Raw genomic sequence first — 23,737 nt, 5'->3', positions numbered from 1 at the left:
TTGTTGTATTATCGTTATTTGAATTGCATTTGAATGTTGTTCAAACAAAGTTTGAAATACTTTACCTATCTTTTCCTCTGTCTGAGGTTGACTTTGCTTTGCCTGCGAAGTTTACGCTGCCAAGCCGCTTCCTTCCAATCATCATTGCCCGTAGGTAGGAAAGAACTATCTGCCATATCCTCGATAAGTTCATCGATAAGGTTATCCCCTTCTTCTGCATTGGATTGTAAAGGCTGGACAGTTGCTGATTGTTCCAAACGGACAGACGGATTGCCATACAGCGTTTCGTCCAAGAATGGGTTGTCCGTTGGATTGGAGAAATAACCATTGAATATATTGGCAGCATATCCCTTGCCCAAGCGTGAGCCATTGAACGCAACGCCCTCCTTGTCGTCAATGAATGTGATGCCATAGATGCGCCCGCTTTCGCTCTTTCGGATTACCGCACGCAAGCCTTGTTCCTCCAGTCTTTTCCGAAGTTCTTCCTCTGTCTTTGGAGAGGTACGCATTGTTTGTAACACCCTGTACCTTATGATTGATATCAATGGCTTGATAGCTTGTTTGGACTTCTGCATCCTGTTCTGCACGGCTGTATAGCCCATACCACGACCAATGTCCGAGGCATGGATGGGTGTGCTTATTTTGTCTCCCTTGTCATTAGTCGGAACATAAACCAGTCCGTCATACTTCTTTCCCCGAAACTCCGTCTTCACTTCTTCCACTGCAAGATTGTATGCGGAAAGAATGGCATTCAATTCACCCAAGGAACAGAAGCGATAATGCTTCAGAACCGTGCGGACAACACTTGCGACCTGCTCTTTGATATTTCCTTTTGTGGTATCCACCTTGGGCGTTTCTGTTACCGCTTTCTCACTAACCTTTGAACTCGGAATAAGGTTATACTTCCTTTCCAACGCATCGGTAATCTTCTTGCTCCTTCGCTTTTCAAACCTGTCGTTGATTTTCTTTCCCTCTCCGTCCACTCGAAGCGACACGATGTGTATATGCTCACGGGCGATGTCGTTGTGTTTGAACACAATATAGGGTTGCTTGCCATAGCCAAGTTCTTCCATATACTCCTTGGCTATCTGTGTGAGTGTTTCATCGGAGAGTTTCTCGTCCGGGTGCGGATTGAGCGAGCAATGAAATACCATCTTTTTTGTTCGACATTTCTCTGGGATAAGTGCTTGCATATCGGCAAACACCTCTGCCATCGTATAAGTTCCCTCTTTGTCCTGATACAATTCAGCGGCAAGGAGAATGCTTGCTTCTCCTTTTTCAACCTTTTGAAGTTATAGCCGATTGCCCCTCCAAGGTTTTCCGTTGCAGAAATCTTCGCTATCATTTCCTGCGGTAATCTATGGTAAGACTGATTGCCTGCTCTTGCAAGGCAATGATTTGAGCCGACAATTTCTCCAACTTCTCAAGCAGGATCCGTGCAGTCTTCACGCTATGATAGCTGTTGATAGCACGCACGGTCTGGTTATACAGCACGCCAATTTTATGGATCTGTGCCGTCAATTCAGAGAGTTTTCGGTAATATTCCACGGCAGATTTGTCTATCGTGATGACCTTGAAACTCTCTCCAAGAATACGACCACGCACGAAATCCGACTTCGTTTCTGCCCCTGAACGCTGAAACAAATCAATCGCCCGTTGCTGGTCTTTCGGGTTGGGAAGACGGGTATCCCATCTGTCCCATCGTTCTATCTTTTCGTTCATTGTTTTTATCCTTAATCTAATTACGACTTTGGAGTAATTCTCTCCCCTTTGGGGCAAGGGTCTTTGTCGGCAAAAACGGAGTTTGTCGGACAAAGACACACCTTGCCAATATCAAGAGTTGATACGATTGAAGTATCCACCCTTTTGGGGTGTCTGCTTCGGGATGTTACCTCCATGTATTATTCTCGCCTGCAAAGTTACGGCAGATTTTCAAATATCTCATTATCAGAGATATTTACTCTTTTTCCTCGTATTTCCCTACACTTCATCGTTGTAATAAAATCAGCAGAAATATCATTTATTTTGCAATCAGAACGAGCGAACAATGGTATGATAACACAAGCAAAAGATATATCATATTACCGCCTGCTTGCACCAAAGATGAAAAGAAGGAACAATACATATTCATAACAATTTATTGTCATGACAAACTATTGTCAATACAACAAATTGTAAGAACTTGAAATCGTCCTTTTGGACTATCGCCCGAACCATACGCAGTCAGAGCAAACTGTCTGCTGATGACTCTTAATAATGAGAGAATATCCAAACATCAAATAGACAAATAATATGAACTAAGAAATTATCATTATGGAGAACAAAGAACAACGCCCCCTTTTTCTGGGCTTCTCTTCCCAAAAGGGAGGAGTGGGAAAAAGTACTCTTGCCGAAATCGTAAGTAGCATATTGTACTACGAACAAGGCATCAACCTCTTCGTGATGGACTGCGACCTGTCGCAAGACTCTTTCTACAAACTGAGGGAACGTGAGAAAAGTATCGTTCAGGAGAGCGAAGAGCTTTCCAAATCCATGCAGGAGTACTTTCATCACCTCGGCAAAAAAGCATACAGAATTTACAAGTCTGCACCCAAGGAAGCCGTCAGGACTGCACGAAGTAAAATCGACGGTATCAGCAACGAGAAGTACCAGTTGGTTATATTTGATTTCCCGGGGCATGCTGGGACAACCGAACTGATGGAACTGTCCCTTCAGATGGACTATATCCTTTCTCCGATTGAAGCCGATATTCAGTCGCTGGTTTCATGTCTGGCATACGCCAAGACTATCACGGAGATTGGAGTTTCGATGTCCGACTCCCGGATAAAGGACATTATCCTGTTCTGGAACAAGGTGGACAGAATAGTAAGGAACATCATCATCGACGAATATACAAAGCTCATCCATGAATACGAACTCACGCTCCTGCCCGGCTATGTATATGCCACGCACCGCTTCTCTCACGAACTTTCCACATACGGATTGCGCGGAGTGTTCCGCTCTACCTATCAGCCCCCTGCAAGGGGATTACGAATGGGTACAGGGCTGGACGAACTCGTCAATGAGATAATTCAACGTCTCAAACTAAAAACGAAAACAGAAAATGGCAACGATTGAGGAAAGAAAGCAACAGCTGGAAAACAAGCTGAAGAAAATGGCAGAGGACAATGTCGTGGTAAAACCTGTCACGATACCAAACTCCTTCGACCCTTCCGAGGATACTGAGTCCTCCCCAGCAACATCAGGGGAGGAAGACAATAATTTAGAAGAGACGAAAGAAACGAAAACAGCAAAAGAAAAACTGGTAGATGAAATAGAAAGAGAGGAAACGGGGAACACGGAACAGAAACGGGAAAGGAAGCCGAGAATGGAAAAGCCCGGCGTGTCCTCCCTTTCCATAGAGGACTACCGTTCCCTGTACTTTCATCCCGTCCGCTCCCAAATGCGGACAGCCTTCTCCATTAATCTGGAAACGCTGCAGAACCTGCGCAACGTGTTGCAGGACTTGGGGGAGCGTGTTTCCATAGCCGCATATATAGACAACATTCTTAGGGAACACCTGCGTGAACATTTGGAATTGCTCAACAGTGCGGCAGCAAAACAAAGACGCAAGACAACAATAACACTATGATGGAAACAATACTTTTCAGTTTTATACTGATACTCATCATCATTTGGATAATGCTGGGTATCCTGTACTTCTATATGCGGTATGTATCTCCGTATGGCATCCTTATCAAGAAAAATAAAAAGGGCAATGAGCAGACTAAGGAGAATGAAGCGACGAAGGAAAAAGACGGACAAAAAGGAGAAGCAAAAGAAGATCAATCCGAGTTTGTACTGATTGGCAAAAGCCGTTCCATTTCCCCTATTATCCCACAAGTTCCCTCTGCTTCTTCATCTGAAAATTCAGAGCAGAATAGTAATAATTTTGCACCTCAGAACTCCGAAAAGAAAGAGGACATGAAGGAAGAGGACAACGAGATGGACGTTGATTTCGAGATGGAGCGAGTTGATGAGGATGAGGTCGCCCGTGAGGAATTAATTCTGCCCATTGAGTCCACATCGGACGAAACCGAGATGTCAGGGCAGTCCGTCCTCGCACGTGACTTAGTCCGCCTGCAAAAATGGGCAAAGAACTGTGAGGAGGCTGATGAGAAAGAAGTCAAAGAGACCATTCGGCAGCTTCAAGACTCAGATCTATTGGATAAGTACAAGGAGAACATCGCCAAGATGCAGGGTGAGCAAACTTCGCTATTGGAGAAAATCCGTAAAGCGGAAGAACAAAGTGAGCAACAAGCAATGTTGTTTTCTCAAAACTCAATACCGGCAGATTCAAGCGCTTCTGACACTTCATCCGATAATGACGACGACAAGCCTCTTTCATATTATCTGTAAACAATCAACGATGGAAGCGGGAAAAGAAAACGGCGCATTAACAGCTACAAGGTTTCCACATGAAAATGTGCCTCTCTTTCCCCTTCCTTTTAAGAACAAGCAATTTTATCACACTTAAAATTATAACATACAAATGAACAAAAAAATTACACTGATGATGCTCCTGCTGATGACTGCCACCATAGGAGCATACGCACAAGGCAATGGTATTGCCGGTATCAATGAAGCTACAAAAATGGTAACCTCCTACTTCGATCCCGGCACGAAACTCATCTATGCCGTAGGGGCGGTAGTGGGGTTGATAGGAGGAATAAAAGTCTATAACAAGTTCTCAAGTGGTGACCCCGATACGAGCAAGACCGCAGCCTCTTGGTTCGGTGCGTGTATCTTCCTCATCGTGGCAGCCACTATCCTGAGAAGTTTCTTCCTGTAAGACGATGGCAGCATTTGAGATCAACAAGGGTGTAGGCCGGACGGTAGAGTTCAAGGGCTTAAAGGCACAGTACCTCTTCCTCTTTGCAGGAGGGCTGCTGGCAGTCTTCATTCTCGTGGTCATTCTCTATCTCTGCGGCATCAGTCAGATAGCCTGTCTTGTCATAGGTGTAGTGGGTGCCACCATAGTGGTGTGGCAAACGTTCACCATGAATAGAAAGTACGGGCAATATGGGCTGATGAAAAAAGGAGCAGTGCGTATGCACCCACGCTACCTTGTGAACCGCCGTACGGTCTTCCACCTTATCCGTAATCTTCAACCAAAGAAAGCGAAGAAATGAGAAATAAAAGCAAGATAACAACTTTGGAATCGAAGTTCCCGCTACTCTCCATCGAGCAGGGCTGCATGGTGAGCAAAGATGCTGACATCACGGTGGCTTTCCGAGTGGAGCTGCCCGAACTCTTTACCGTCACTTCTACAGAATACGAGGCAATGCACTCTGCCTGGCATAAGGCTATAAAAGTGCTACCCAATTACAGCATCGTACACAAGCAGGACTGGTTCATTAAGGAAGACTATCAAGGAAAGCTCTCCGATGGTGGATTGAGCTTCCTTGCCCGTTCCTCTGAACGGCACTTCAACGAACGTCCGTATCTCCACCACTCAGTCTATCTCTTCCTTACCAAGACGAACAAGCAGCGTATGGCACAGCAGAGTAATTTCTCTTCACTCTGCCGTGGGCACCTTATTCCCAAGGAGATTACCAACAAGGACGAGGTGATGAAGTTCATGGAAGCCGTCGATCAGTTCGAGCGCATCATCAACGACACCGAGCAGCTAAGGATTGTCCGCATGACAGAGGAAGAGTTGGTTGGCACAAATGAAAAGGGTGGACTCTTGGACCGTTATTTCTCCCTCTCGGAAGAAGGACACGCGTCTTTGGAGGACATCCGTCTGGGCGCAGACCTTGTGCGTGTGGGCGACAATATGCTTTGTCTACACACACTCTCCGACACGGATGACCTGCCGACAACGGTCAGCACGGATAGCCGATACGAGCGATTATCGACCGACCGAAGTGACTGCCGTCTTTCCTTTGCCTCTCCCGTGGGCTTGATGCTGCCGTGCAACCATATCTATAACCAGTACCTCTTCATCGAGGATAGCGATGCCAATTTGGAACGTTTTGAGAAACAGGCAAGAAACATGCACTCATTGGCACGCTACAGCCGTAGCAACCAAATCAACGAGGAGTGGATACAGGAGTATCTCAATATTGCCCACTCGCAGGGATTGACCTCTATCCGTGCTCATTTCAATGTACTGGCATGGAGCAGCGATAAGGAAGAACTTCGCCAGATTAAGAATGACGTGGGTTCTGCACTTGCTCTTATGGAATGCCACCCACGTCACAACACCATTGATGCGGCAACGCTCTACTGGGCAGGCATTCCCGGCAATGCGGCAGACTTTCCTGCGGAAGAGTCATTCTATACTTTTATCGAGCCTGCCCTCTGCTTCTTTACGGCAGAGACGAACTATAAGGACTCGCTCTCACCCTTTGGCATCAAGATGGCAGACCGCCTTTCGGGAAAACCCGTCCACTTGGACATTTCCGACTTGCCGATGAAAAAGGGTGTCATCACTAACCGTAACAAGTTTATCTTGGGTCCTTCGGGCAGTGGCAAGAGTTTCTTCACCAACCACATGGTACGTCAGTATTACGAGCAGGGGGCGCACGTCCTCTTGGTTGATACGGGTAACTCATATCAAGGATTGTGTGAACTTATCCACCGCAAGACCAAGGGCGAGGACAGCGTATATTTCACCTATACCAATGAAAGTCCGATTTCCTTCAACCCTTTCTACACGGATGATTACTTCTTCGATGTAGAGAAAAGGGAGAGTATCTGTACGCTACTGCTTACACTTTGGAAAAGTGCAGATGAGCATATCACTAAGACTGAAGCTGGCGAACTTGGTTCAGCCGTGAACTCCTATATCGAGCTGATATGTGCTGACCACAGCGTTACGCCCTGTTTTAATACCTTCTATGAGTATCTGCGGGACGTGTACCGCAAGGATATGGAAAAGCGAGACATTAAGGTAACGCTCTCAGACTTCAATATCAACAACCTCTTAACTACATTGAAGCAATACTATCGTGGTGGTCGATATGATTTCCTGCTGAACTCGGACAAGAACATCGACCTGCTATCTAAACGCTTCATCGTATTTGAGATTGACCAAGTGAAGGACAACAAAGACCTCTTTCCTGTGGTAACGATTATCATCATGGAAGCCTTCATCAACAAGATGCGCCGATTAAAGGGTATCCGCAAGATGATACTCATTGAGGAAGCATGGAAAGCCATTGCTTCGGCAAACATGGCAGACTACATCAAGTATCTCTATAAGACGGTGAGAAAGTATTTCGGGGAAGCCATTGTCGTAACGCAGGAGGTGGACGACATCATTCAGTCACCCATTGTCAAGGAAAGTATTATTAATAACTCCGACTGCAAGATACTGCTTGACCAGCGCAAGTACATGACCAAGTTCGACGGCATACAGGCGATGCTCGGTCTTTCGGAAAAGGAAAAAAGCCAGATACTCTCCATCAACCAGAACAATGACTCGAACCGACTCTACAAGGAGGTGTGGATAGGCTTGGGCGGTATGCAGAGTGCAGTCTATGCCACAGAAGTGAGCATGGAGGAATACCTGACCTACACCACGGAGGAAACCGAGAAGGTGGAGGTAATGAACAGGGCGGCACAGCTTGGTGGAGATATCGAAACGGCTATCCGTCAGCTTGCCATAGAGAAAAGAAACAATAAAAAGAAATAAGTACAAACCATCAAAACTATAGCAACAATGAAAAAGTACATTTTCATGGCTCTCTTAGGATTGAGCCTTTCTGTTCCCAAAGCCCACGCACAGTGGGTAGTAACCGACCCTGGCAATTTTGCCGGCAACATCGTCAATTCGGTCAAGGAGATAGCCACCGCCTCCAAGACGGTGAAGAACACCTTGGACGGGTTCAAGGAAGTGGAGAAACTCTACAACGACACCAAGAAGTATTACGATGCCCTGAAGAAGGTGAACAATCTCATCGGAGATGCCTATAAGGTCAAGGAGTGCATCCTGATGGTGGGCGACATCTCGGAGATTTACGTCACCTCGTATAAGAAAATGCTCTCGGACAAGAACTTCCGCCCTTCGGAACTCGCTGCGATGGCTTCGGGCTATGCCAAGCTTCTGGAGCAGAGCGGTGAGAGTCTCAAGGAACTCAAGTCCATCGTCAAGTCGGGTGTCCTCTCGATGAACGACCACGAGCGCATGCAGGCCATCGACCGTATTTATACCACACTGAGGGAAAACCGCTCGATCGTGTCGTATTACACAAGGAAGAACATCTCCGTGAGCTACGTGCGTGCAAGGGAGAAGAACAACCTTGCCTCCGTCAAGGCACTCTACGGCAATACGGCAAACAGGTTTTGGTAATTGGTCATTCATACATCTAAACACATTTGCTTATGGATTTTGCCAGTTTACATGAGCTGCTCCGCTCCACCTATGATGAGATGATGCCGCTCTGTGCCCAGATGACGGGCATTGCCAAGGGTATTGCGGGCTTGGGTGCGCTCTTTTACATTGCTCTTCGGGTATGGGCTTCCATTGCCCGTGCCGAGGCGATAGACGTTTTTCCACTTCTCCGACCTTTTGTGCTGGGCTTTTGCATCATGTTCTTCCCGACAGTCGTACTGGGTACGATGAATGCCGTTCTCTCGCCCGTAGTGCAGGGAACGGAGATGATGGTACATCAGCAGGAGGGGAACCTTGCAGAACTTACAGCCAAGCGGGACAAGTTGCAAGAGGAAGCCTACCTTAGGAATCCTGAAACAGCCTACCTTGTCTCCAACGAGAAATTCGATGAGAAGATTGAGGAAATGGGTATCATCGGACCTGAAGATGCTGTGACGATAGCGGGTATGTATGCCGAGCGTGCTGCCTATCAGACCAAGCAGTGGGTGATGAAGATGGTGCACGACCTCATGGAGCTGCTGTTCCATGCCGCAGGGCTTATCATCGACACACTGCGCACCTTTATGCTCATCGTCCTTTCCATTCTCGGTCCGATAGTCTTCGGCATTGCCGTATGGGACGGGTTGTCGGGTTCGCTCACGGCTTGGTTCTCACGCTATATATCGGTCTACCTGTGGCTGCCTGTCAGCTCTATCCTTACGGCACTGCTTACGAAGATACAGGTGCTGATGGTACAGAAGGACATCGAAGCGCTCAGTGACCCCAACTACCTGCCTGATTCGGGGACGTGGTACTACATCGTCTTCTTCCTTATCGGTATCGTGGGTTACTTCTGCGTTCCCACCGTTGCAGGTTGGATTATCGAAGCAGGTGGTGGTATCGGCTCTTATGGTCGCAATGTCAATCAAGCTGCACAGCATGGTGCGCAAGGCGCATATACTGGTGGCAAGGCTGCTATGGCTGGCGCAGGTGCTGCTGTGGGAAATGTCGGTGGACGTATCAAGGGTGCACTGCTCAAAGGAAAATAGAAATCGAACAACTATGCTTAATTAATCAACAGATATAAAAGAAAAATGGAATTCAAATCACTTGGTAATATCGAGACTTCATTCAGGCAGATAAGACTCTATGCCTTTGTCTTTGCCATCGTATGTGTGGTAGTAAGCGGTTATTCTGTCTATGCCTCGTACAGCTTCGCTAAGGAGCAGCGGGAGAAAATCTATGTACTTGACCAGGGAAAGTCACTCATGCTTGCCCTCTGTCAGGATGCAAGCCGAAACCGTCCCGTGGAGGCAAGAGAACACGTACGTCGCTTCCATGAGCTGTTCTTCACCATTGCGCCTGACAAGGATGCCATTGAGAAGAACATGGAGCGTGCCTTTGTGCTGTGTGACAAGTCGGCTTTCAACTATTACAAGGACTTGGCAGAGAAGGGCTATTATAACCGTGCCATATCGGGCAATGTCAATCAGCGCATAGAGGTGGACTCTATCCACTGCAACTTCAATACTTACCCTTATGCGGTAACGACTTATGCACGGGAGTTTATCGTCCGTCAGAGCAACGTTACAGAGCGCAGTCTTGTTACGACCTGCACGCTGCAGAACTCTGTCCGTTCGGATAACAATCCGCAAGGCTTCCTGATGGAGAACTTCCTCGTCAAGGAGAACAGGGACATACAGACTTATAAACGGTAAGGCTATGGCAAGGAAAAGAAACTTTTTACTCTCACGTCACTATCTGCGCTTTCACCTGTGGCTCCGCCATCGGTGTGAACGGCTCACGATAAGGCAGAGAAAGGAAATCGTCTATGGGCTGAGTTTCATCTATCTGCTCTGCTTGCTTTGGATGATAGCACAGTTTTTCCTTCCTCCAAAGAAGGAGAAACTACCCATCCCCATGGGAAAGCTGACGGACAGTCCGATACGGACGGACAGTACTTTACAAGAGTTACACGGCAATTTTTACCTACAACATCATCAAACAATCAAGGAAAATGGATAATAAACAGAAAGAACAAATGAAGAAAGGCTTGGTCTTCGGAGGTCTGGGACTGCTGTTTGCCCTCTCAATGTGGTTTATCTTCGCACCGTCGGGCAAGGATAAGACTGCAGCGGAGCAGGGACTCAATGACAGCATCCCGCAGGCAACGACAGAAAAGCTCACCGAAAACAAGCTCAAAGCCTATGAATTGGGCGACAAGGCACACGAGGAGGAACAGACCCGCGAGGAGATGGGCAGGCTGTCGGACTATTTTGCACAGAACACTGCTCCATCAGAGGAGCAGCGTGCAGAGACGGCTGCTTCTACGGCAAAGATAGAAAACTCCATACATCGCTATGAAGAGAATAATCGCCTCTTGAACTCCTTTTACGCTCCCGACCCACACGAGCAGGAGCGTGAAGCCCTGCGCTCGGAGATAGATAACCTTAAAAAGGAACTCTCTGTCAAAGACAGCAGGGAGGACAATGAAGAGAAACGGCAGCTTGCCTTGATGGAAAAGAGCTATCAGATGGCAGCGAAGTATCTTCCCAAAGCTTCAATTCCACCTTCCTTCAATAATGGTCTGGCGGCAGGAAATGAAAAAACGGAAGATACAGCAGGTGGCTCTGAAGCCGCTAAGGGCAAGACCATGCAGAATGAAAAGCCTGCAATGGAAGTTCTGCCGGAGCGTAGGCAGATAGTTTCTTCACTTGACCAGCCTATGAGCGATGTGTACTTTATGGAGGAATACGGCAAGAAGGCTCGAAATATGGGCTTTCATTCGCTCGTAAGCACGTCTGTACCTACAATGCGCAATACGCTCAAAGTTGTAGTGGACAGGACTACTGTTCTTAAGGAGGGTGACAATGTCGTGCTTCGTCTGCTTGAAAGTGCCAAGGTACAGGGGCTACACATTCCACGGCAGAGCCGACTCATAGCCGTCGCCAAGATAGAAGGTAATCGTATGCACCTGCTTATCAAAAGCATTGAGGTGGACGGGCATATCATAGCTGTCAAGCTCTCGGCATACGACATGGACGGACAGGAGGGTGTGTATATACCAGGTTCGGAGGATATCAATGCGCTTAAGGAAGTTGGGGCGAACATCGGCGGTTCAATGGGAACATCCTTTACCTTCGCTTCCTCTGCCAAGGACCAGATTATCTCTGAGGCTGCCCGTGGGGTGATGCAGGGTGCAAGTCAGCTGCTTCAGAAGAAACTGCGCACCATCAAGGTAACGCTCAAAGGTGGCTACCGCCTTTTCTTGGTTCAGTCCAAATAAAACAATCGAAAATGATAAGTAAAAAATAACATCAAATAAAAAAGGAACAATGAAGAAAATTATTTTATTAATGGCTATGCTTGCCATGGTGGGAGCAACAGTCACAGCACAGGAAAACAATGATGGTCTGACACCAAGCCGTCCGCTTACTTCTGGAGAGCTTTTTCAAGGTATGAGCCGTACCATACCAACGGGGCGTGTCGTACTGCCGTATGGTCTTGACGTTACCTTTGATAAGACCGTGCATCTTATCTTCCCTTCTGCTATTCGTTATGTAGACTTAGGTTCACAGAATATTATCGCAGGAAAAGCGGAGGATGCAGAGAACGTGCTACGTGTAAAGGCTTCGGTGAAGGACTTTGAGACGGAAACTAATATGAGTGTCATCTGCGACGACGGCTCTTTCTATGCTTTCAACGTCAAGTATGCTGATGAACCGGAGAAACTCAGCATTGAGATGAAAGACTTTCTGTCACCAACGGACGGACAACTGCCAAGTAATCGCTCTGATATTTACTTCAAGGAACTCGGCAACGAGTCTCCCGTATTAGTAAAACTGATGATGCAGGCCATCTACCAGAACGACAGACGTTACATCAAGCACATCGGTGCACAGCAGTTCGGCATGAAGTTCCTGCTCCGTGGTTTGTATGCCCATAACGGCTTGCTGTATTTCCACACTCGTATGGAAAACGGTACGAATATGCCGTACTCGGTGGATTTTATCACCTTCAAGGTTGTAGATAAGAAGATGGCAAAGCGCACCGCCATACAGGAGCAGGTACTTCAGCCACTTCGTGCCTATCATCAGGTGATGCAGGTGCGTGGCATGGGTAGTGAACACACTGTCTTTGCGCTCGAACAGTTCTCTCTTGCAGAAGACAAGCAGCTTGAAGTGACACTCTATGAGAGAAATGGCGGTCGTACACTGACCTTTTATGTAACGGCAGAAGACCTGCAGATAGCAAAGAAGATTGATAACCTCAAACTGAAATGGTAATGAAGAAGAACAATATCATTCTGACAGTATGCGTTGCGGTGGCTATGACTTTCAGTCTGCCATCTCAGGCACAGCGACTGATACCCAAGCAAAGGGGAATAGAAGTCGTAGGGAGTGTTCCGCTTATCAAGGGTGAGAAACTCTTTACAGGTGATAATTTCGGTGTAGGCATATCGCTTACCCGTTATCTCAAAAAGGAGAACTACACCTTTGTTATGGCAGAGTATGAACAGCAGAATATGCCGTACAGAAGTTATAATGTAAAACTCAAGGATGCACTCTTGCAGGTGGGCTATATGCACCCTGTTCTCTCCGACAGAGGTAAGAACGTGTTTCTTTATGGTGGCATATCCGCCTTGAGTGGTTATGAGCAACTGAATGAGGACAAGAAACTACTGCCCGATGGGGCAACACTGCTCGACCGCTCCCGCTTTGTCTATGGCGGTGCCATGCATGGTTCTGTGGAAGTATTTCTAACAGACAGGGTTCTCTTTCTTGTAAAGATGCAGGGACGTTTCCTTTTTGGAACGGACGTGCATCGCTTCCGCCCGGCTGTTTCTGCAGGGCTAAGGTTTAACTTTTAAGTAGAAGAAAAGATGAAGAAGATATTGAATACGATTTGGGTAATGGGTGTGCTAACCCTTGCCGTGTTTTGCCTATCTGCTTGTGATAGGGATTTGGATGTTCAGCAGTCTTATCCGTTTACGGTGGAGACGATGCCGGTTCAGAAGGACATCATAAAGGGGCAGACGGCTGAGATACGCTGCACACTCAAACGAGGTGGTGAGTTTGCCGACACTCGCTATACGATACGTTATTTCCAGTCTGATGGTAAGGGCTTGCTAAGAAATGATAATGGTACGGTCTTCAAGCCTAACGACGGCTATCCGCTGACCAAGGATGTGTTCCGCTTGTACTATACCTCGCTCTCATCTGACCGCCAGACGATAGATGTATATGTGGAGGATAGTTTCGACAGGGTTCAGCAGTTGACCTTTAGTTTTAACAACGAGCGGGAAGAGGGCAAGGATAAGCCTGCATATTCTCGCCACTAAGACCATAATGGATACGAACGATAAATGCTTTCATTTTACTTTGTGTATTCTGTCTGTTCTGTCAGCCGACCCTTGCTCAGCGCAGGGTGCGGTTGGCAGACTTGCCACCTTTTGAGCGTGCAGTAGTTGTTGTGAAATATTTTGAGGGTATGCACGGCTGGAAGAATTATCCGTATGTTGGATATGGGCATCAGCTGCAACCTGGAGAACACTTCACGGCGGATATGACGGAACGGCAGGCGGACTCCCTGCTCCGTGCCGACCTTTGGAAATGCTTTGAGCACTTCAAAGGGTATGAGAAGGATGCGCTGCTACTGACATTGCTTGCCTACAATGTGGGTGTGGGGCGACTGCTTGGTTACAGCAAACATTCCAAGAGTAGGTTACTGCGAAAGATAGAAGCTGGAGATAGGAACTTCTATCGGGAGTATGTGTTATTCTGCCGATACAAAGGAAAAGTCCTCAGAGGGCTTGTCAAACGACGAAAGATGGAGTTTGCCTTGTTTTATATACCTTGATTATCAAATACGCCTCTTGTAACATTTTTATGCTCCGCAAGGGGCGTATTTTCGTCGTTTTCTTCGACTTTCTCGCTATGAATGAGTAACTTTGCAGAAACATTATTAAACTACATATTATGCTTCAAGGAGATAACATAACACTACGAAAGGTACACGGAATTGCGGATACTGACCTGCAGAAAATTAAAGCATTTCTACAAGGAGCAGTGTATTCTTGGTGTATAACTCGCAATGATGAATGGTTCTGTGCGAGGAATTTTATAGGAGGAGATAATTATTACTGGGAACATTATCCTTTGGGAGTCCTCTATTTTCGTCATATAGATGCAGGTTATGACCATGATTATGCTTTTGACCAGGCTGCAAAAGATGCCGGTAAGATATTGAAAAGTGTTCTGCAAGAAGATAATCGGCTCTTTGAAACTGAGGGCGGTTATACTCGCCGTTATCGTTGGAAGAAACAATAAAAATATAAGATGGTAGCTATAGCATAAGTGTACACCTCTTCCCATTCCGAACAGAGAAGTTAAGCCTTATTGCGCCAATGGTACTACACAGAGTGGAAGAGTAGGTCGCTGCCAACGTCCACTAAATGAGTTCGGGACGTAAAGCCAATAACGGTAGAACTCTTTACTTTATAATTCATCTAAAATGAAAAAAAATATATTTTTCAAAAAGTAGGTGATTGATTTAAGTAAAAAACTTAGTCAATCCCTACAAGGATTGTCCTCTGACAAGTCTGTGATGATTGTATGTAACAATATAATTCCACTAATTGTCGGACTATTTAATCCAATAGCAGGTATAATAGCTACGGCTGTTGTAATGTGCTATTAGTTGTATAACAGCAAGGATGCCAATAAGAAGGTTGTGATAGTATCTAACAATATGATTCCTCTGATTGTTGGTTTGATAAATCCAATAGCAGGTATAATATCAACACTGATTTTGACTTGCTCTTAGTTGTTTAACAACAAAAAAGGAACAGATTAAGTTTCCGGAGCGGAGCAACGTGTTTGTTCCGCTTTTTTCATAAGATACCTCAATTCCGCAGCGTTTTTCCTTGTGAGGCGATTTTATATGTTGAGATGTCTTTTTGGGCTCTATATGTTGATATGAGGATTATCGGGGCTTCTTGGGTCTTGCCGAAGCATGAAATTCCCCACCCAAATCAATGGGGAATATGAGAACCACAAAGAAATGCTGCCTATTCAAGGAATACTTCAGAATAGTATGCTTTGTTTGTATACAGGTTCAGAACGTTCCGCTTTCCTGTTCGCACCCATTTGGCTGGCACGCTGACAAAATGCAGGATAAAGGCTTTCAGCCTGCTTGTCTTTTTCAATGGCTTGACCTTATCGCTGATATGACGGACGAGATAGAGATAGAAGTTCTTCAGCATGGCGGTAACCATCATGAAAACCATGTTCTCAGCCATGAGGGAAAAGGGCAGATGTTCCAGTTATTTACATTGTTGTTTTCGTCATGGTTCTCACCTCCGACTATGATGCCCCCGATGGAAGCCCAGCCCGGGAAATAGCCATGATCCTGCTTGTAGGAATACTTTGCATCGAATTTGCGGGCAGGAATAAACTGGTGGTCAAAGCCCAGGTCAATATGGCTGCCCGCCTTTACAAGGTTCTCCCGTTAAATGCGTAGATTGGAAACAGAACAAAGGCTTATACACCTGTCTGGTATGACTATCCCAAAACAGACGGTCTCACAAAAAGGGATAAAGCACAAGATAAGAATGTAGAAAAGGCAAATACTTACCATGTCCTTCCGTCTTCTACAAACAACTTATTCCCATATCAATCAATGTTTATAAACTATTTTCATGCAACTCAAAACCAATACATGGCCTCTTGGCTTTGAAAAGACGCCCAATTGACTTGCAATAGACGCCCTTTTGAGGTCTAACTGACGCCCTTTTGAAGTCCAATTAAGTACCTATTCTTGTACTGCTTTATAACTAACTGATTTACTGTTGGTTGCAAACTTGCTTTTTATATGTATTTTTGCCTTTATCTGCAGGTATTTTACCTGTAATTATGTCATGATTTTTCAAACTTTCGTCTGCGATTTTCAAAGTATTTACATGAAAAGGTTTTCTGCGTCGGAGGATGATAATAAAGTAGGTAGCCAAGACAGTCTTGGCTATGTTTTATTTAATGAGCAACTCCGGTTCTTCCTTTAAAGCTATACGAAAAACATCCACGCTTTTAATGGAAGAACCCTTTATAAGCCTCATTCTCCGTATCATACGTAAAAGTAAGGTGTTCAGCTTTTCTGCAGTGTGGAAACTGTAAGACCTGCCGGAGGTTTCGCTCTTATAGACAATATTCTCTTCGGCAAGCTCCTTCAGTCCGCGCCCCACGGTGTCGGCACCAGCTAACAGCGTACCAGGTCTCTGTCTGAACTGTCCTGTAAGCGCATTGATGTCCTCAAGACAATCCTCACCACAAAGGTAACTGAAGAAGAGGGAGCCCAGGATTCTTCCATGACTGAATTCCTTGCCGCTGTATCTGCGTCTGCCCAACACGGATTCGGTAAGTTTTTCAAAGCCCAACTTTGAAAAAACGTCCATAATGTGATAAATTCCACCGAAGGAAGTGATATTCTCGTTTTTAATTGCTACCTTTGTCATGTCAGATTTTTGCTTGTTTATTATTTTGATAGCACTAAGATAGGTGAAATCTCTGACATGTCCAAGTATCTTGAGGACTTTGTTTCTCAGGCACTTGGATTTCTCACAAGAAATTATGCTGCGGAATTAAGGTAAAGATAATACTTTTAAATAAAAGATTATGATAGATTTCAAAATTTGGATAGATAAGCATATTGGCATATTTGACGAAAACATCCATGGACTTTTTATAGATAGCTACAAGTGTTTTACGAACGATATCGAGAGACCAGCATATCTCTTAGCTTATCAGGGATTAATGCAATACATCAGGACACTAATACTAAATTCGTCTTTAACTCCTCATGGTTTTACAGCCCAAGAATGGGAGAATAATTTTTTAAAAAAACTTAGAGATGATGGAACATGGGATCAAAAAGTTTTTGATTGTACTCAACAGTCAGACTCTAACTCTGGAAAAGGACCTATTCTAAATATTGCAAAAGAAATTAGAGAAAAGTTTCCTTTTTGGAGACAGTTTAGGAATGTCTGTGCCCATTACAAAGGATATGAAATTAATAAGGCACATGTCATTGCTCTATATTCTTTTATAGAACAATATTTAGAAGCGATAACTATAGAAGGATGTACACAGTCTCTTGCTCAAAAGTTTGATAATTATTTTAACCCTGCTATAACTTCTCTGCATGAAGATATTACACCTCTACTAGATAAAATAGAACCAATGGTATGTGATAGCGAAGCGGATGTTTTTTTAGATAATATTTTCAGGTCATGTCTTCTTTATAATCCTTATGGGGAAAGACATTTGTTTGTTTTTCATGAAATTATACATCATTGTCCATTAAGGGTACAAAACTTTACAAAAAAGTTTATGTCAAATTGTACTGACTTTTTTCATTCATATATAGAAAAATATCCTGATGATATATTATTGCTCATCAGTAGTAAGCAAGATATTTATAAATTTTGTCATAATCAGATTACCTCATATCGAAATATGTTGTATATCTTAGCGACATTCTATATTGCAGATTTGATTCCTGAATGTGATAATAATGATATGTTAAGGGTATGTATTCAGGCAGCACAACGGAATAATACATCCTTTGATTATAGTCGGATTACAAGTGATATGAAGCGGATATTATATGACAAGGGATACTTTCATCAGTTTATAGAATCATTTTTTAATGCTAACTATACAACATCGCATTACGAAGCAATTTGCTATAACACAGATTTTTATATTGACACAATTTCAATATTACCCCAAATAGATGAGGAATATGTCACTAATTTAATTGAGATTTTCTCAAAACAGCGATACCCATTTACTTTACAAAATAGATTGAAGGAGTTTTATCACAATAACATAGATTATAAAACAGAAGTTGATAAAATCTGTCGAGACAATGGACTGGTACTTCCAGATACCATCATTTAAGAAATGTTCCTGAGACTTTCTTTTGCTTCTTTTCTTTGGTCGCCTGCTCGTTCAAAGAAAAAGAAAAGAAGCCACGCAATTTTTGAGGTTGCGTGGCTCACTGTGTTAGGGCTTTTCAGTAGTTTCAATTATCCGCTCTTTGGGTGGGTCTCAAATGCCCAGCTGATTTGTTCATCGGGCAGGGTGCTGTGAACGTTCCCGCCCATCACCATTCCGCAATCCTGAATGACCTTTTGTCGTGCTTCTTCTCTGCTTTCGGCAACCACCTCAAAAACTCCCTCGAAGATGTATTGTGTCCGTACTCTGTAAACATTCTTCTTCATAATCTTAAAATTCAACCTTTAACAATCTGTATTCCTTTGGCTCCCCATTGGACAGTCTGCGGTGTTTGAGCCAAAAGTGGTGCGCACCATAACCATAGGCAAAGAACTTATCAAGTTCTGTCTCTTCGGCTATTTTGTTGATAGCCGTCCTTAACTCCTCTTTGTTGTCGGATAGGGTTATTGCGTTGATAACCCTAATGAGAATATGCGGTATCTCGTCCGTATAGTTATAGATGATGTTTTCAATCTCTGTTTTCATATCTCTGATAATTTAATGGTTCATACTTTATGCTGTAGCTTTCATTCTTCGGCTTATAAGTCCTCGATTGGCATTGACAAGGTTTATTATCTGCTCGTGATATGCTGTATTCTTGTTGCACACTCCACGACTTTGTACCACTTCCAAAGTTCGTAATGATACTTCAATAGTTTCTATTCGCTTGCCTTCAATGGTAGCCGAAAGGATAAGGGAGTCCTCCTTGAGGTAGTATGCATTAGAGAATACGCAATGGTGCATTGATACACCTTCTTCCAAATGCTCCTGCACGCTCTCCAATACGTGGACTTGGATAGTGCCATCTGTAAAACAGATACCGAAAAACTTAGATTTAAGTTCCTTGAAACGCTTTTCATCTTCTATTGCCTTCTTTTGTTTCTGTTCTATTTCCTCCCTTTCACGCAATCTGAGAAGTTCCTCGTGTCTGCGGTCGTGTTCGGCTTTAAGGTCAGTTGGACATAAATATTTTGGATTATGAATATCCTTACCTAATCTTCTAAGTGTATCTACATAATCACTCCAAAGGGAAATATCTATAATATCATAGCCCTTACGAACTGCAATCTTGTAGGACTGCCATAGTTCCTCAAAAGCCCTCATGTTGCCAAGAAAGTAACGTAAATGGTCTGTGCTACCTGCCTTTAGCAATGTTTCCACACGGCTGTCTGTAAGCAATGCAGGAATAAACCGGGTAGGCACGATGCCATAGAATTTATCCTTAAAACCATTTCTACGAAGTATGTCTGTAACCTTGAACTTCGGATATATCGGCGAGTAGGCAATATGCTGATAGGCTTCATTGTCGTTGCGTATCGCCATAGGACTATAATAGGAAAAGGTATCAACATAGTGTCCCAATACCCTCTGTATGGCAACCACAGCTTTTCGTCCCTGCATATTCCACCAATATTGTCCAATCTCAATTATGGAGGTTTGTGCTTTGTACCCTTTCTCCATACCCACAATAAGTAGGAACATACGCAATACTTGAAACTCTCCACAAGTGGTAAGTAGGGTGAAATACTGCTTCTGCTGCAACTTGCGCTCATAGGTTTCCTTGACCTGCAACTTTGCCCTGCAATGAGGGCAAGTGCAAGTTTCTCTATGTTTGTCCATTACCCAACTATGCCCACAATCCATACAAGTGGTGCGACCTTTTGGCAAGCGGTAGGCGAAGTGGTCTATGCACTCACGGAATGCCCACTTGCTTTGTGTCTTGGTTATTGGGCAAAGATGTTTGCTTTGTTCCAAAACCGCCTTCTCAAATTTGTTTCTTGGTTTCATAGACTTAAAAATCAAATAATGATGGTTGTACTTGGGTTGCTATATTCTAGGTCTTTTTCACTCGTGCGTTACGGCTCTGTAACTTGGCAAGTTCCTCACGCTGATATTGCTTAATGGCTTCCTGCCTTGCTTCGGCTTTTTCTTCCTCTGTGAGTTCTACAATGTGATTAACGGCAACTTGGCAAGAAACAGCCTTGCCGACCTCTATATCGTCCTCATCATAGTAATGAACAGCCATAGAGAAGATTTCATCATCATCAAAGCCGTTGCAACCGCTTTTCTGCACTTCATTAAGAATGTAGGTGATGCACTCCTCGATATTCTTGTTCGGTTTCATCAAGTTAGGGGCAAACAAGGGGTCTGTCATAGCACGCTGATTGAGATACTCGGCTATTGTCCGTGTGAAATGTTCTGTTCCTTTCATTGTCGTATATGTTTTGATGTTGTTAATACTTGGGAATTTGGCTTTCACTTCGTCCGCCGATTTTCAATTCTACTATTTGATTGATACGCCCATATAGGTAGGCTCTTAGGCTTGTTCTGTCAGGTGCGTAATACTCTGTCCATTGTCCGTACTGATTGACAAGATATTTCTTCAGTACATCAAAGAAGTCAAAGCGATAGCCTTGCAGTGGAACGGCTGTTCGGAAATAGGTGTTTGAGTTCACCGCTTCACATAGCCAATTCTTTTCCTCACGGCTCATCATTTCGCCACGATAGAGTTTCATACGCAGGAGATATACTTTGCTATTACAAAGGCTCTCCAACGGGGGAACGTCCCATTGTACAAACTTAATTGCCAACACTTGCTCACTTTTTTCAGCCGTAGGGTTAATGCGGTAATGAGAGGAGGAGCTATATCCTTTTCTGTTCATCGAAGATGTTGTATTTACTTTTTGCTTATCCATAGCGACATTTTTTTTATGCGTCCAAAGATCGGAGTATGCTGATTCCTTTTTGTAGCAAAATAGAGGTAGCGGGGCAGGCTTGCACAAGGTTTTGTCGGAAAATACAACCCGTAGGTGTGGAGATTTTCCAGACAAACCAAGCGGCACAGACCTTTTGAAAGCCACAAGCCCCGTACTACCTTTGCGGATAAAAAGGGAACAGCATCCGTCTCCTTGTCATCGCATATCGTGGAGCATAGGAAAAGAAGCAAAAGTGCAACGGCATTAAAGGAAATGATGTTCTTCTATTCACATTGTGTGATATATATACATTAATGACCAATATGACTAAGAAACATTCAACTATTCAAACAAAAATAAGGCGGATATGTCAATTAATCTTTTATATTAGGATTTCTAATATGATATTTTCTAAAATATTATTATATTTGCAGATAAATTACATCTTGTAAACAACGTAAGTGCTTGATGATAGTAAAACCATTGTGAATTACTTTTTTACTTTAATATTTATCCTATGGAGCTAAGAGTTAAGGATTTGGTAGAGTCAATAGATTTAAGCAAATCGGAAGTTATGCTTCCGATATATGAATCAATTGTCAATTCGATTATAAGCCTTAGCAAGGTGAAACGTAACAATAAGAAAATTGATATTTTTATTGAGCGCAAAGAACTTGAGGCAACTCCTGATCTTTTCGGGAAGAATACTTCTGTGATCCAAAATGTCACCATAGTAGATAATGGAGAAGGGTTTACAACTGCCAATTACAAATCATTTGGAATGCCATTTAGTCCTATTAATAAGAAATATGGTTGTAAAGGAATTGGTCGTTTCACTATTCTTGCAATGTTTGAAAATGTATCTGTTACAAGTATTTATCAAGAAGATGGGAAATATTGGAAACGTGAATTTCTCTTTGATAAAGAAAACGAAATTCATGAGACCAAAAATACTCCTATAGAGGGAGTTTGTGGGCCTCAAACAAAAGTTTGTTTAAGTAATTGTTGCAATGAGGAACTAATAGCTGCTACAGCAAAAAATGCTGATGAAATAGCTAAAGGTATTATGGAACATTGCTTTATCTATTACCTCTGCAATAATTTGCCAGAAATTAACATTGTAGAGATATCCAAGGATAGACAGAATGATAAGTCTTTAAGTGTACAGAATTATTTTGCAAAAGAGGCAAAAGACAAAGAGAAAGACATTACTGTTTATGATAAAAAATTCCATCTTTATATAATTAAAGCAGATAAGACTACTTGCCGAAAATATAATTATGTAACCCTTTGCGCCAACTCTAGATCTGTTGGCGCTAAGATAAATTTGGCAGTATACGATTCTCTTTATACGTATCCTATCGTGGAAAATGGAGAGCCATGGTTTTTGGACGTGTTTGTCGTTTCTGATTATCTTGATGACAAAATAAACAATTCACGAACAGCATTTAGAATTCCTGAAAAGAACGAAAACCAACTTGATTTTAAAGAACAAGAGCATTTGATTTCTGTTGAAGATATTATGACAGCAATAACTAAAGAAATATCTTCACTCTATTCTACTTATGCAAAAAACACCAAAGAAAAAAATATTCAAGAAGTGAAGAATTATATAAATAATTCAGCTCCACAATATCGCAGCTTTTTATATCGGCAAGACATATTAGAGGCTATGCCACCAAATTTGACAGATGAGAAGAAAGACGAATATCTACATAATATTGCATATAAAGAAAATAGCAAGATTTCTAAGAAAATAGAGGAATTTATAAAATTACAAGATGTTAATGAAGAAAAGATTAGCGAGATTATTACCACTGTGAAGAAAAAAACGGCTTATGATTCTGATTCATTAGCTGACTATGTGTTTAGACGGAAAGCTATCATAGACCTTTTTGAGAAAATGCTTGATGCACATGAAGATGGAAAATATGAGCTTGAAAGTATGATACATAATCTTATTTTTCCGATGGGATTAACTAATCGCCAAATAACTTATCAATACCATAACTTATGGTTGCTGGATGATCGTCTCTCATCTTTTAAATTTATTGCATCAGATAAGTCAATTACATCCTTTAGTCAAATTAAAAGTTCACAAGAACCTGATCTCCTTTTAATCAATAATGAAAAGGATTTGGTTGATAACAGAATTTCCTTCGGTGACAAAGATTCTGGCGAGATTGGTACAATGGTTATTTTTGAATTTAAACGACCAGGAGATACCGCTCATCAAAAAAAGAAGTCTAATTATAGATGGGAATTTTCAGAATTAGTAGAGAAGTATTTTGATGATTTTATTTATGGAAAAGAGAAGGAAAAGAAAAATTATAGAGGAAATGTTGTAAAAGTAAACAATGATACCCCTAAATTTGGCTACATAATTATGGACGAAATGCCTGAACAACTTATTGAATTTAATAAGGGGAAAGGGTGGCGCACAACTCCATATCATTCATATTACAAAATTAATGCAGACCAAAATTTGCATATAGAGGCTATTATGTTTCAAGATTTGCTCCGTAATGCCAGGGACAGAAACAATCCTTTCTTTGATCATTTATTTACATCTAAAATTTAATAATAAAAATTTGATTTGCAATTATTTGTAAGTAGATAAAGGCAAGCCT

At 43.2% G+C, this 23,737-nt stretch carries 24 protein-coding genes, 1 rRNA gene and 3 pseudogenes; 19 read left to right on the top strand and 9 right to left on the bottom strand.

Annotated elements, in window-relative coordinates:
• Positions 1 to 65 precede the first annotated feature (65 nt).
• A pseudogene (gene mobB / locus ADJ77_RS12570) lies at positions 66 to 1,345 on the bottom strand (conjugal transfer protein MobB).
• Positions 1,342 to 1,722: a plasmid mobilization protein gene (locus ADJ77_RS12565; protein WP_025078790.1), complete on the bottom strand. Its 381-nt coding sequence runs from the start codon at positions 1,720 to 1,722 to the stop codon at positions 1,342 to 1,344. The pseudogene mobB and the gene ADJ77_RS12565 overlap by 4 nt, the downstream one beginning before the upstream one ends.
• Before the next feature lie 591 nt (positions 1,723 to 2,313).
• Here ADJ77_RS12565 and ADJ77_RS12560 point away from each other — a divergent pair.
• From ADJ77_RS12560 to rrf, 17 genes are all read left to right on the top strand, one after another.
• On the top strand, positions 2,314 to 3,117 hold the full coding sequence (locus ADJ77_RS12560; protein ID WP_025078789.1) for a division plane positioning ATPase MipZ: 804 nt from the start codon (positions 2,314 to 2,316) through the stop codon (positions 3,115 to 3,117).
• Positions 3,104 to 3,631, top strand: coding sequence for a DUF3408 domain-containing protein (locus ADJ77_RS12555; RefSeq protein ID WP_025068449.1), 528 nt, complete (start codon positions 3,104 to 3,106; stop codon positions 3,629 to 3,631). Before ADJ77_RS12560 ends, ADJ77_RS12555 begins: the two co-directional genes overlap by 14 nt.
• Positions 3,628 to 4,398 (top strand): hypothetical protein, encoded by a 771-nt coding sequence (locus tag ADJ77_RS12550; RefSeq protein WP_025078788.1) that lies wholly within the window; start codon positions 3,628 to 3,630, stop codon positions 4,396 to 4,398. The genes ADJ77_RS12555 and ADJ77_RS12550 overlap by 4 nt, the downstream gene beginning before the upstream one ends.
• 133 nt (positions 4,399 to 4,531) lie before the next feature.
• The gene (locus ADJ77_RS12545; RefSeq protein ID WP_004342556.1) at positions 4,532 to 4,831 is read left to right on the top strand and encodes a DUF4134 domain-containing protein; all 300 of its coding nucleotides are present in this window, start codon (positions 4,532 to 4,534) and stop codon (positions 4,829 to 4,831) included.
• A 4-nt stretch (positions 4,832 to 4,835) separates the two neighbouring features.
• Entirely contained in the window at positions 4,836 to 5,171 is a 336-nt protein-coding gene (locus ADJ77_RS12540) for a DUF4133 domain-containing protein (RefSeq protein WP_025078787.1), read from the top strand.
• Positions 5,168 to 7,681 (top strand): TraG family conjugative transposon ATPase, encoded by a 2,514-nt coding sequence (locus tag ADJ77_RS12535; protein ID WP_025078786.1) that lies wholly within the window; start codon positions 5,168 to 5,170, stop codon positions 7,679 to 7,681. The genes ADJ77_RS12540 and ADJ77_RS12535 overlap by 4 nt, the downstream gene beginning before the upstream one ends.
• A 27-nt stretch (positions 7,682 to 7,708) precedes the next feature.
• The gene (locus ADJ77_RS12530) at positions 7,709 to 8,338 is read left to right on the top strand and encodes a DUF4141 domain-containing protein (RefSeq protein ID WP_025078785.1); all 630 of its coding nucleotides are present in this window, start codon (positions 7,709 to 7,711) and stop codon (positions 8,336 to 8,338) included.
• 32 nt (positions 8,339 to 8,370) lie between these two features.
• On the top strand, positions 8,371 to 9,408 hold the full coding sequence (traJ, locus tag ADJ77_RS12525) for a conjugative transposon protein TraJ (protein WP_025078784.1): 1,038 nt from the start codon (positions 8,371 to 8,373) through the stop codon (positions 9,406 to 9,408).
• A gap of 45 nt (positions 9,409 to 9,453) precedes the next feature.
• On the top strand, positions 9,454 to 10,077 hold the full coding sequence (traK, locus tag ADJ77_RS12520; protein WP_025078783.1) for a conjugative transposon protein TraK: 624 nt from the start codon (positions 9,454 to 9,456) through the stop codon (positions 10,075 to 10,077).
• A gap of 4 nt (positions 10,078 to 10,081) precedes the next feature.
• Entirely contained in the window at positions 10,082 to 10,384 is a 303-nt protein-coding gene (locus ADJ77_RS12515) for a hypothetical protein (RefSeq protein WP_025078782.1), read from the top strand.
• Positions 10,377 to 11,645: a conjugative transposon protein TraM gene (traM, locus tag ADJ77_RS12510; protein ID WP_025078781.1), complete on the top strand. Its 1,269-nt coding sequence runs from the start codon at positions 10,377 to 10,379 to the stop codon at positions 11,643 to 11,645. The genes ADJ77_RS12515 and traM overlap by 8 nt, the downstream gene beginning before the upstream one ends.
• A 49-nt stretch (positions 11,646 to 11,694) precedes the next feature.
• Positions 11,695 to 12,645: a conjugative transposon protein TraN gene (gene traN, locus ADJ77_RS12505; RefSeq protein WP_025078780.1), complete on the top strand. Its 951-nt coding sequence runs from the start codon at positions 11,695 to 11,697 to the stop codon at positions 12,643 to 12,645.
• Positions 12,639 to 13,229 (top strand): conjugal transfer protein TraO, encoded by a 591-nt coding sequence (locus ADJ77_RS12500; RefSeq protein WP_050696491.1) that lies wholly within the window; start codon positions 12,639 to 12,641, stop codon positions 13,227 to 13,229. The genes traN and ADJ77_RS12500 overlap by 7 nt, the downstream gene beginning before the upstream one ends.
• 12 nt (positions 13,230 to 13,241) lie before the next feature.
• Entirely contained in the window at positions 13,242 to 13,700 is a 459-nt protein-coding gene (locus ADJ77_RS12495) for a DUF3872 domain-containing protein (protein ID WP_025078779.1), read from the top strand.
• Between the two features lie 11 nt (positions 13,701 to 13,711).
• Entirely contained in the window at positions 13,712 to 14,218 is a 507-nt protein-coding gene (locus tag ADJ77_RS12490) for a glycoside hydrolase family protein (protein WP_025078778.1), read from the top strand.
• A 119-nt stretch (positions 14,219 to 14,337) separates the two neighbouring features.
• Positions 14,338 to 14,688: a hypothetical protein gene (locus ADJ77_RS12485; protein ID WP_050696490.1), complete on the top strand. Its 351-nt coding sequence runs from the start codon at positions 14,338 to 14,340 to the stop codon at positions 14,686 to 14,688.
• A gap of 8 nt (positions 14,689 to 14,696) precedes the next feature.
• Positions 14,697 to 14,805, top strand: a 5S ribosomal RNA gene (gene rrf, locus ADJ77_RS12480).
• A gap of 623 nt (positions 14,806 to 15,428) precedes the next feature.
• Here the strand turns inward: rrf and ADJ77_RS14510 are convergent.
• Together ADJ77_RS14510 and ADJ77_RS12470 are read right to left on the bottom strand one after the other, a co-directional pair.
• A pseudogene (locus ADJ77_RS14510) lies at positions 15,429 to 15,697 on the bottom strand (IS1380 family transposase); the annotation flags it as partial.
• A 736-nt stretch (positions 15,698 to 16,433) separates the two neighbouring features.
• Positions 16,434 to 16,868, bottom strand: a pseudogene (locus tag ADJ77_RS12470) (IS1380 family transposase); the annotation flags it as partial.
• A 160-nt stretch (positions 16,869 to 17,028) separates the two neighbouring features.
• Between ADJ77_RS12470 and ADJ77_RS12465 the strand changes: the two are divergent.
• Positions 17,029 to 18,315 (top strand): hypothetical protein, encoded by a 1,287-nt coding sequence (locus ADJ77_RS12465; protein ID WP_050696489.1) that lies wholly within the window; start codon positions 17,029 to 17,031, stop codon positions 18,313 to 18,315.
• A 128-nt stretch (positions 18,316 to 18,443) separates the two neighbouring features.
• Here the strand turns inward: ADJ77_RS12465 and ADJ77_RS12460 are convergent, their stop codons facing one another.
• From ADJ77_RS12460 to ADJ77_RS12440, 5 genes are read right to left on the bottom strand one after another with little or no spacing between them, the layout of a single operon-like run.
• Positions 18,444 to 18,638: a hypothetical protein gene (locus tag ADJ77_RS12460; RefSeq protein WP_042741060.1), complete on the bottom strand. Its 195-nt coding sequence runs from the start codon at positions 18,636 to 18,638 to the stop codon at positions 18,444 to 18,446.
• 4 nt (positions 18,639 to 18,642) lie between these two features.
• Positions 18,643 to 18,897, bottom strand: coding sequence for a hypothetical protein (locus ADJ77_RS12455; protein ID WP_025078913.1), 255 nt, complete (start codon positions 18,895 to 18,897; stop codon positions 18,643 to 18,645).
• A gap of 27 nt (positions 18,898 to 18,924) precedes the next feature.
• Positions 18,925 to 20,199: a PcfJ domain-containing protein gene (locus ADJ77_RS12450; protein ID WP_050696488.1), complete on the bottom strand. Its 1,275-nt coding sequence runs from the start codon at positions 20,197 to 20,199 to the stop codon at positions 18,925 to 18,927.
• Between the two features lie 46 nt (positions 20,200 to 20,245).
• Complete coding sequence (locus ADJ77_RS12445; protein WP_050696487.1) at positions 20,246 to 20,623, bottom strand: PcfK-like family protein; 378 nt, start codon at positions 20,621 to 20,623, stop codon at positions 20,246 to 20,248.
• 22 nt (positions 20,624 to 20,645) lie between these two features.
• A complete protein-coding gene (locus ADJ77_RS12440) occupies positions 20,646 to 21,107 on the bottom strand; it encodes a hypothetical protein (protein WP_050696535.1) in 462 nt (153 codons plus the stop codon).
• 517 nt (positions 21,108 to 21,624) lie between these two features.
• On the opposite strand from ADJ77_RS12440, the gene ADJ77_RS12435 reads away from it, so the two are divergent.
• Positions 21,625 to 23,688 carry a hypothetical protein gene (locus ADJ77_RS12435; protein WP_025078914.1) on the top strand — a complete coding sequence of 688 codons (2,064 nt, stop codon included), beginning with the start codon at positions 21,625 to 21,627 and terminating at the stop codon, positions 23,686 to 23,688.
• Positions 23,689 to 23,737 lie beyond the last annotated feature (49 nt).

This window comes from Prevotella fusca JCM 17724 (genome assembly GCF_001262015.1).
Taxonomy (GTDB): domain Bacteria; phylum Bacteroidota; class Bacteroidia; order Bacteroidales; family Bacteroidaceae; genus Prevotella; species Prevotella fusca.
The sequence above is the reverse complement of the archived record's forward strand: the minus strand, read 5'-3'. Positions and strand labels throughout refer to the sequence as shown.

What these genes read in the sequence shown, in the direction of transcription:
- ADJ77_RS12565 (WP_025078790.1), bottom strand. Translation starts at nt 1,722, where the DNA reads ATGAACGAAAAGATAGAACGATGGGACAGATGGGATACCCGTCTTCCC.
- ADJ77_RS12560 (WP_025078789.1), top strand. Translation starts at nt 2,314, where the DNA reads ATGGAGAACAAAGAACAACGCCCCCTTTTTCTGGGCTTCTCTTCCCAA.
- ADJ77_RS12555 (WP_025068449.1), top strand. Translation starts at nt 3,104, where the DNA reads ATGGCAACGATTGAGGAAAGAAAGCAACAGCTGGAAAACAAGCTGAAG.
- ADJ77_RS12550 (WP_025078788.1), top strand. Translation starts at nt 3,628, where the DNA reads ATGATGGAAACAATACTTTTCAGTTTTATACTGATACTCATCATCATT.
- ADJ77_RS12545 (WP_004342556.1), top strand. Translation starts at nt 4,532, where the DNA reads ATGAACAAAAAAATTACACTGATGATGCTCCTGCTGATGACTGCCACC.
- ADJ77_RS12540 (WP_025078787.1), top strand. Translation starts at nt 4,836, where the DNA reads ATGGCAGCATTTGAGATCAACAAGGGTGTAGGCCGGACGGTAGAGTTC.
- ADJ77_RS12535 (WP_025078786.1), top strand. Translation starts at nt 5,168, where the DNA reads ATGAGAAATAAAAGCAAGATAACAACTTTGGAATCGAAGTTCCCGCTA.
- ADJ77_RS12530 (WP_025078785.1), top strand. Translation starts at nt 7,709, where the DNA reads ATGAAAAAGTACATTTTCATGGCTCTCTTAGGATTGAGCCTTTCTGTT.
- traJ (WP_025078784.1), top strand. Translation starts at nt 8,371, where the DNA reads ATGGATTTTGCCAGTTTACATGAGCTGCTCCGCTCCACCTATGATGAG.
- traK (WP_025078783.1), top strand. Translation starts at nt 9,454, where the DNA reads ATGGAATTCAAATCACTTGGTAATATCGAGACTTCATTCAGGCAGATA.
- ADJ77_RS12515 (WP_025078782.1), top strand. Translation starts at nt 10,082, where the DNA reads ATGGCAAGGAAAAGAAACTTTTTACTCTCACGTCACTATCTGCGCTTT.
- traM (WP_025078781.1), top strand. Translation starts at nt 10,377, where the DNA reads ATGGATAATAAACAGAAAGAACAAATGAAGAAAGGCTTGGTCTTCGGA.
- traN (WP_025078780.1), top strand. Translation starts at nt 11,695, where the DNA reads ATGAAGAAAATTATTTTATTAATGGCTATGCTTGCCATGGTGGGAGCA.
- ADJ77_RS12500 (WP_050696491.1), top strand. Translation starts at nt 12,639, where the DNA reads ATGGTAATGAAGAAGAACAATATCATTCTGACAGTATGCGTTGCGGTG.
- ADJ77_RS12495 (WP_025078779.1), top strand. Translation starts at nt 13,242, where the DNA reads ATGAAGAAGATATTGAATACGATTTGGGTAATGGGTGTGCTAACCCTT.
- ADJ77_RS12485 (WP_050696490.1), top strand. Translation starts at nt 14,338, where the DNA reads ATGCTTCAAGGAGATAACATAACACTACGAAAGGTACACGGAATTGCG.
- ADJ77_RS12465 (WP_050696489.1), top strand. Translation starts at nt 17,029, where the DNA reads ATGATAGATTTCAAAATTTGGATAGATAAGCATATTGGCATATTTGAC.
- ADJ77_RS12460 (WP_042741060.1), bottom strand. Translation starts at nt 18,638, where the DNA reads ATGAAGAAGAATGTTTACAGAGTACGGACACAATACATCTTCGAGGGA.
- ADJ77_RS12455 (WP_025078913.1), bottom strand. Translation starts at nt 18,897, where the DNA reads ATGAAAACAGAGATTGAAAACATCATCTATAACTATACGGACGAGATA.
- ADJ77_RS12450 (WP_050696488.1), bottom strand. Translation starts at nt 20,199, where the DNA reads ATGAAACCAAGAAACAAATTTGAGAAGGCGGTTTTGGAACAAAGCAAA.
- ADJ77_RS12445 (WP_050696487.1), bottom strand. Translation starts at nt 20,623, where the DNA reads ATGAAAGGAACAGAACATTTCACACGGACAATAGCCGAGTATCTCAAT.
- ADJ77_RS12440 (WP_050696535.1), bottom strand. Translation starts at nt 21,107, where the DNA reads ATGGATAAGCAAAAAGTAAATACAACATCTTCGATGAACAGAAAAGGA.
- ADJ77_RS12435 (WP_025078914.1), top strand. Translation starts at nt 21,625, where the DNA reads ATGGAGCTAAGAGTTAAGGATTTGGTAGAGTCAATAGATTTAAGCAAA.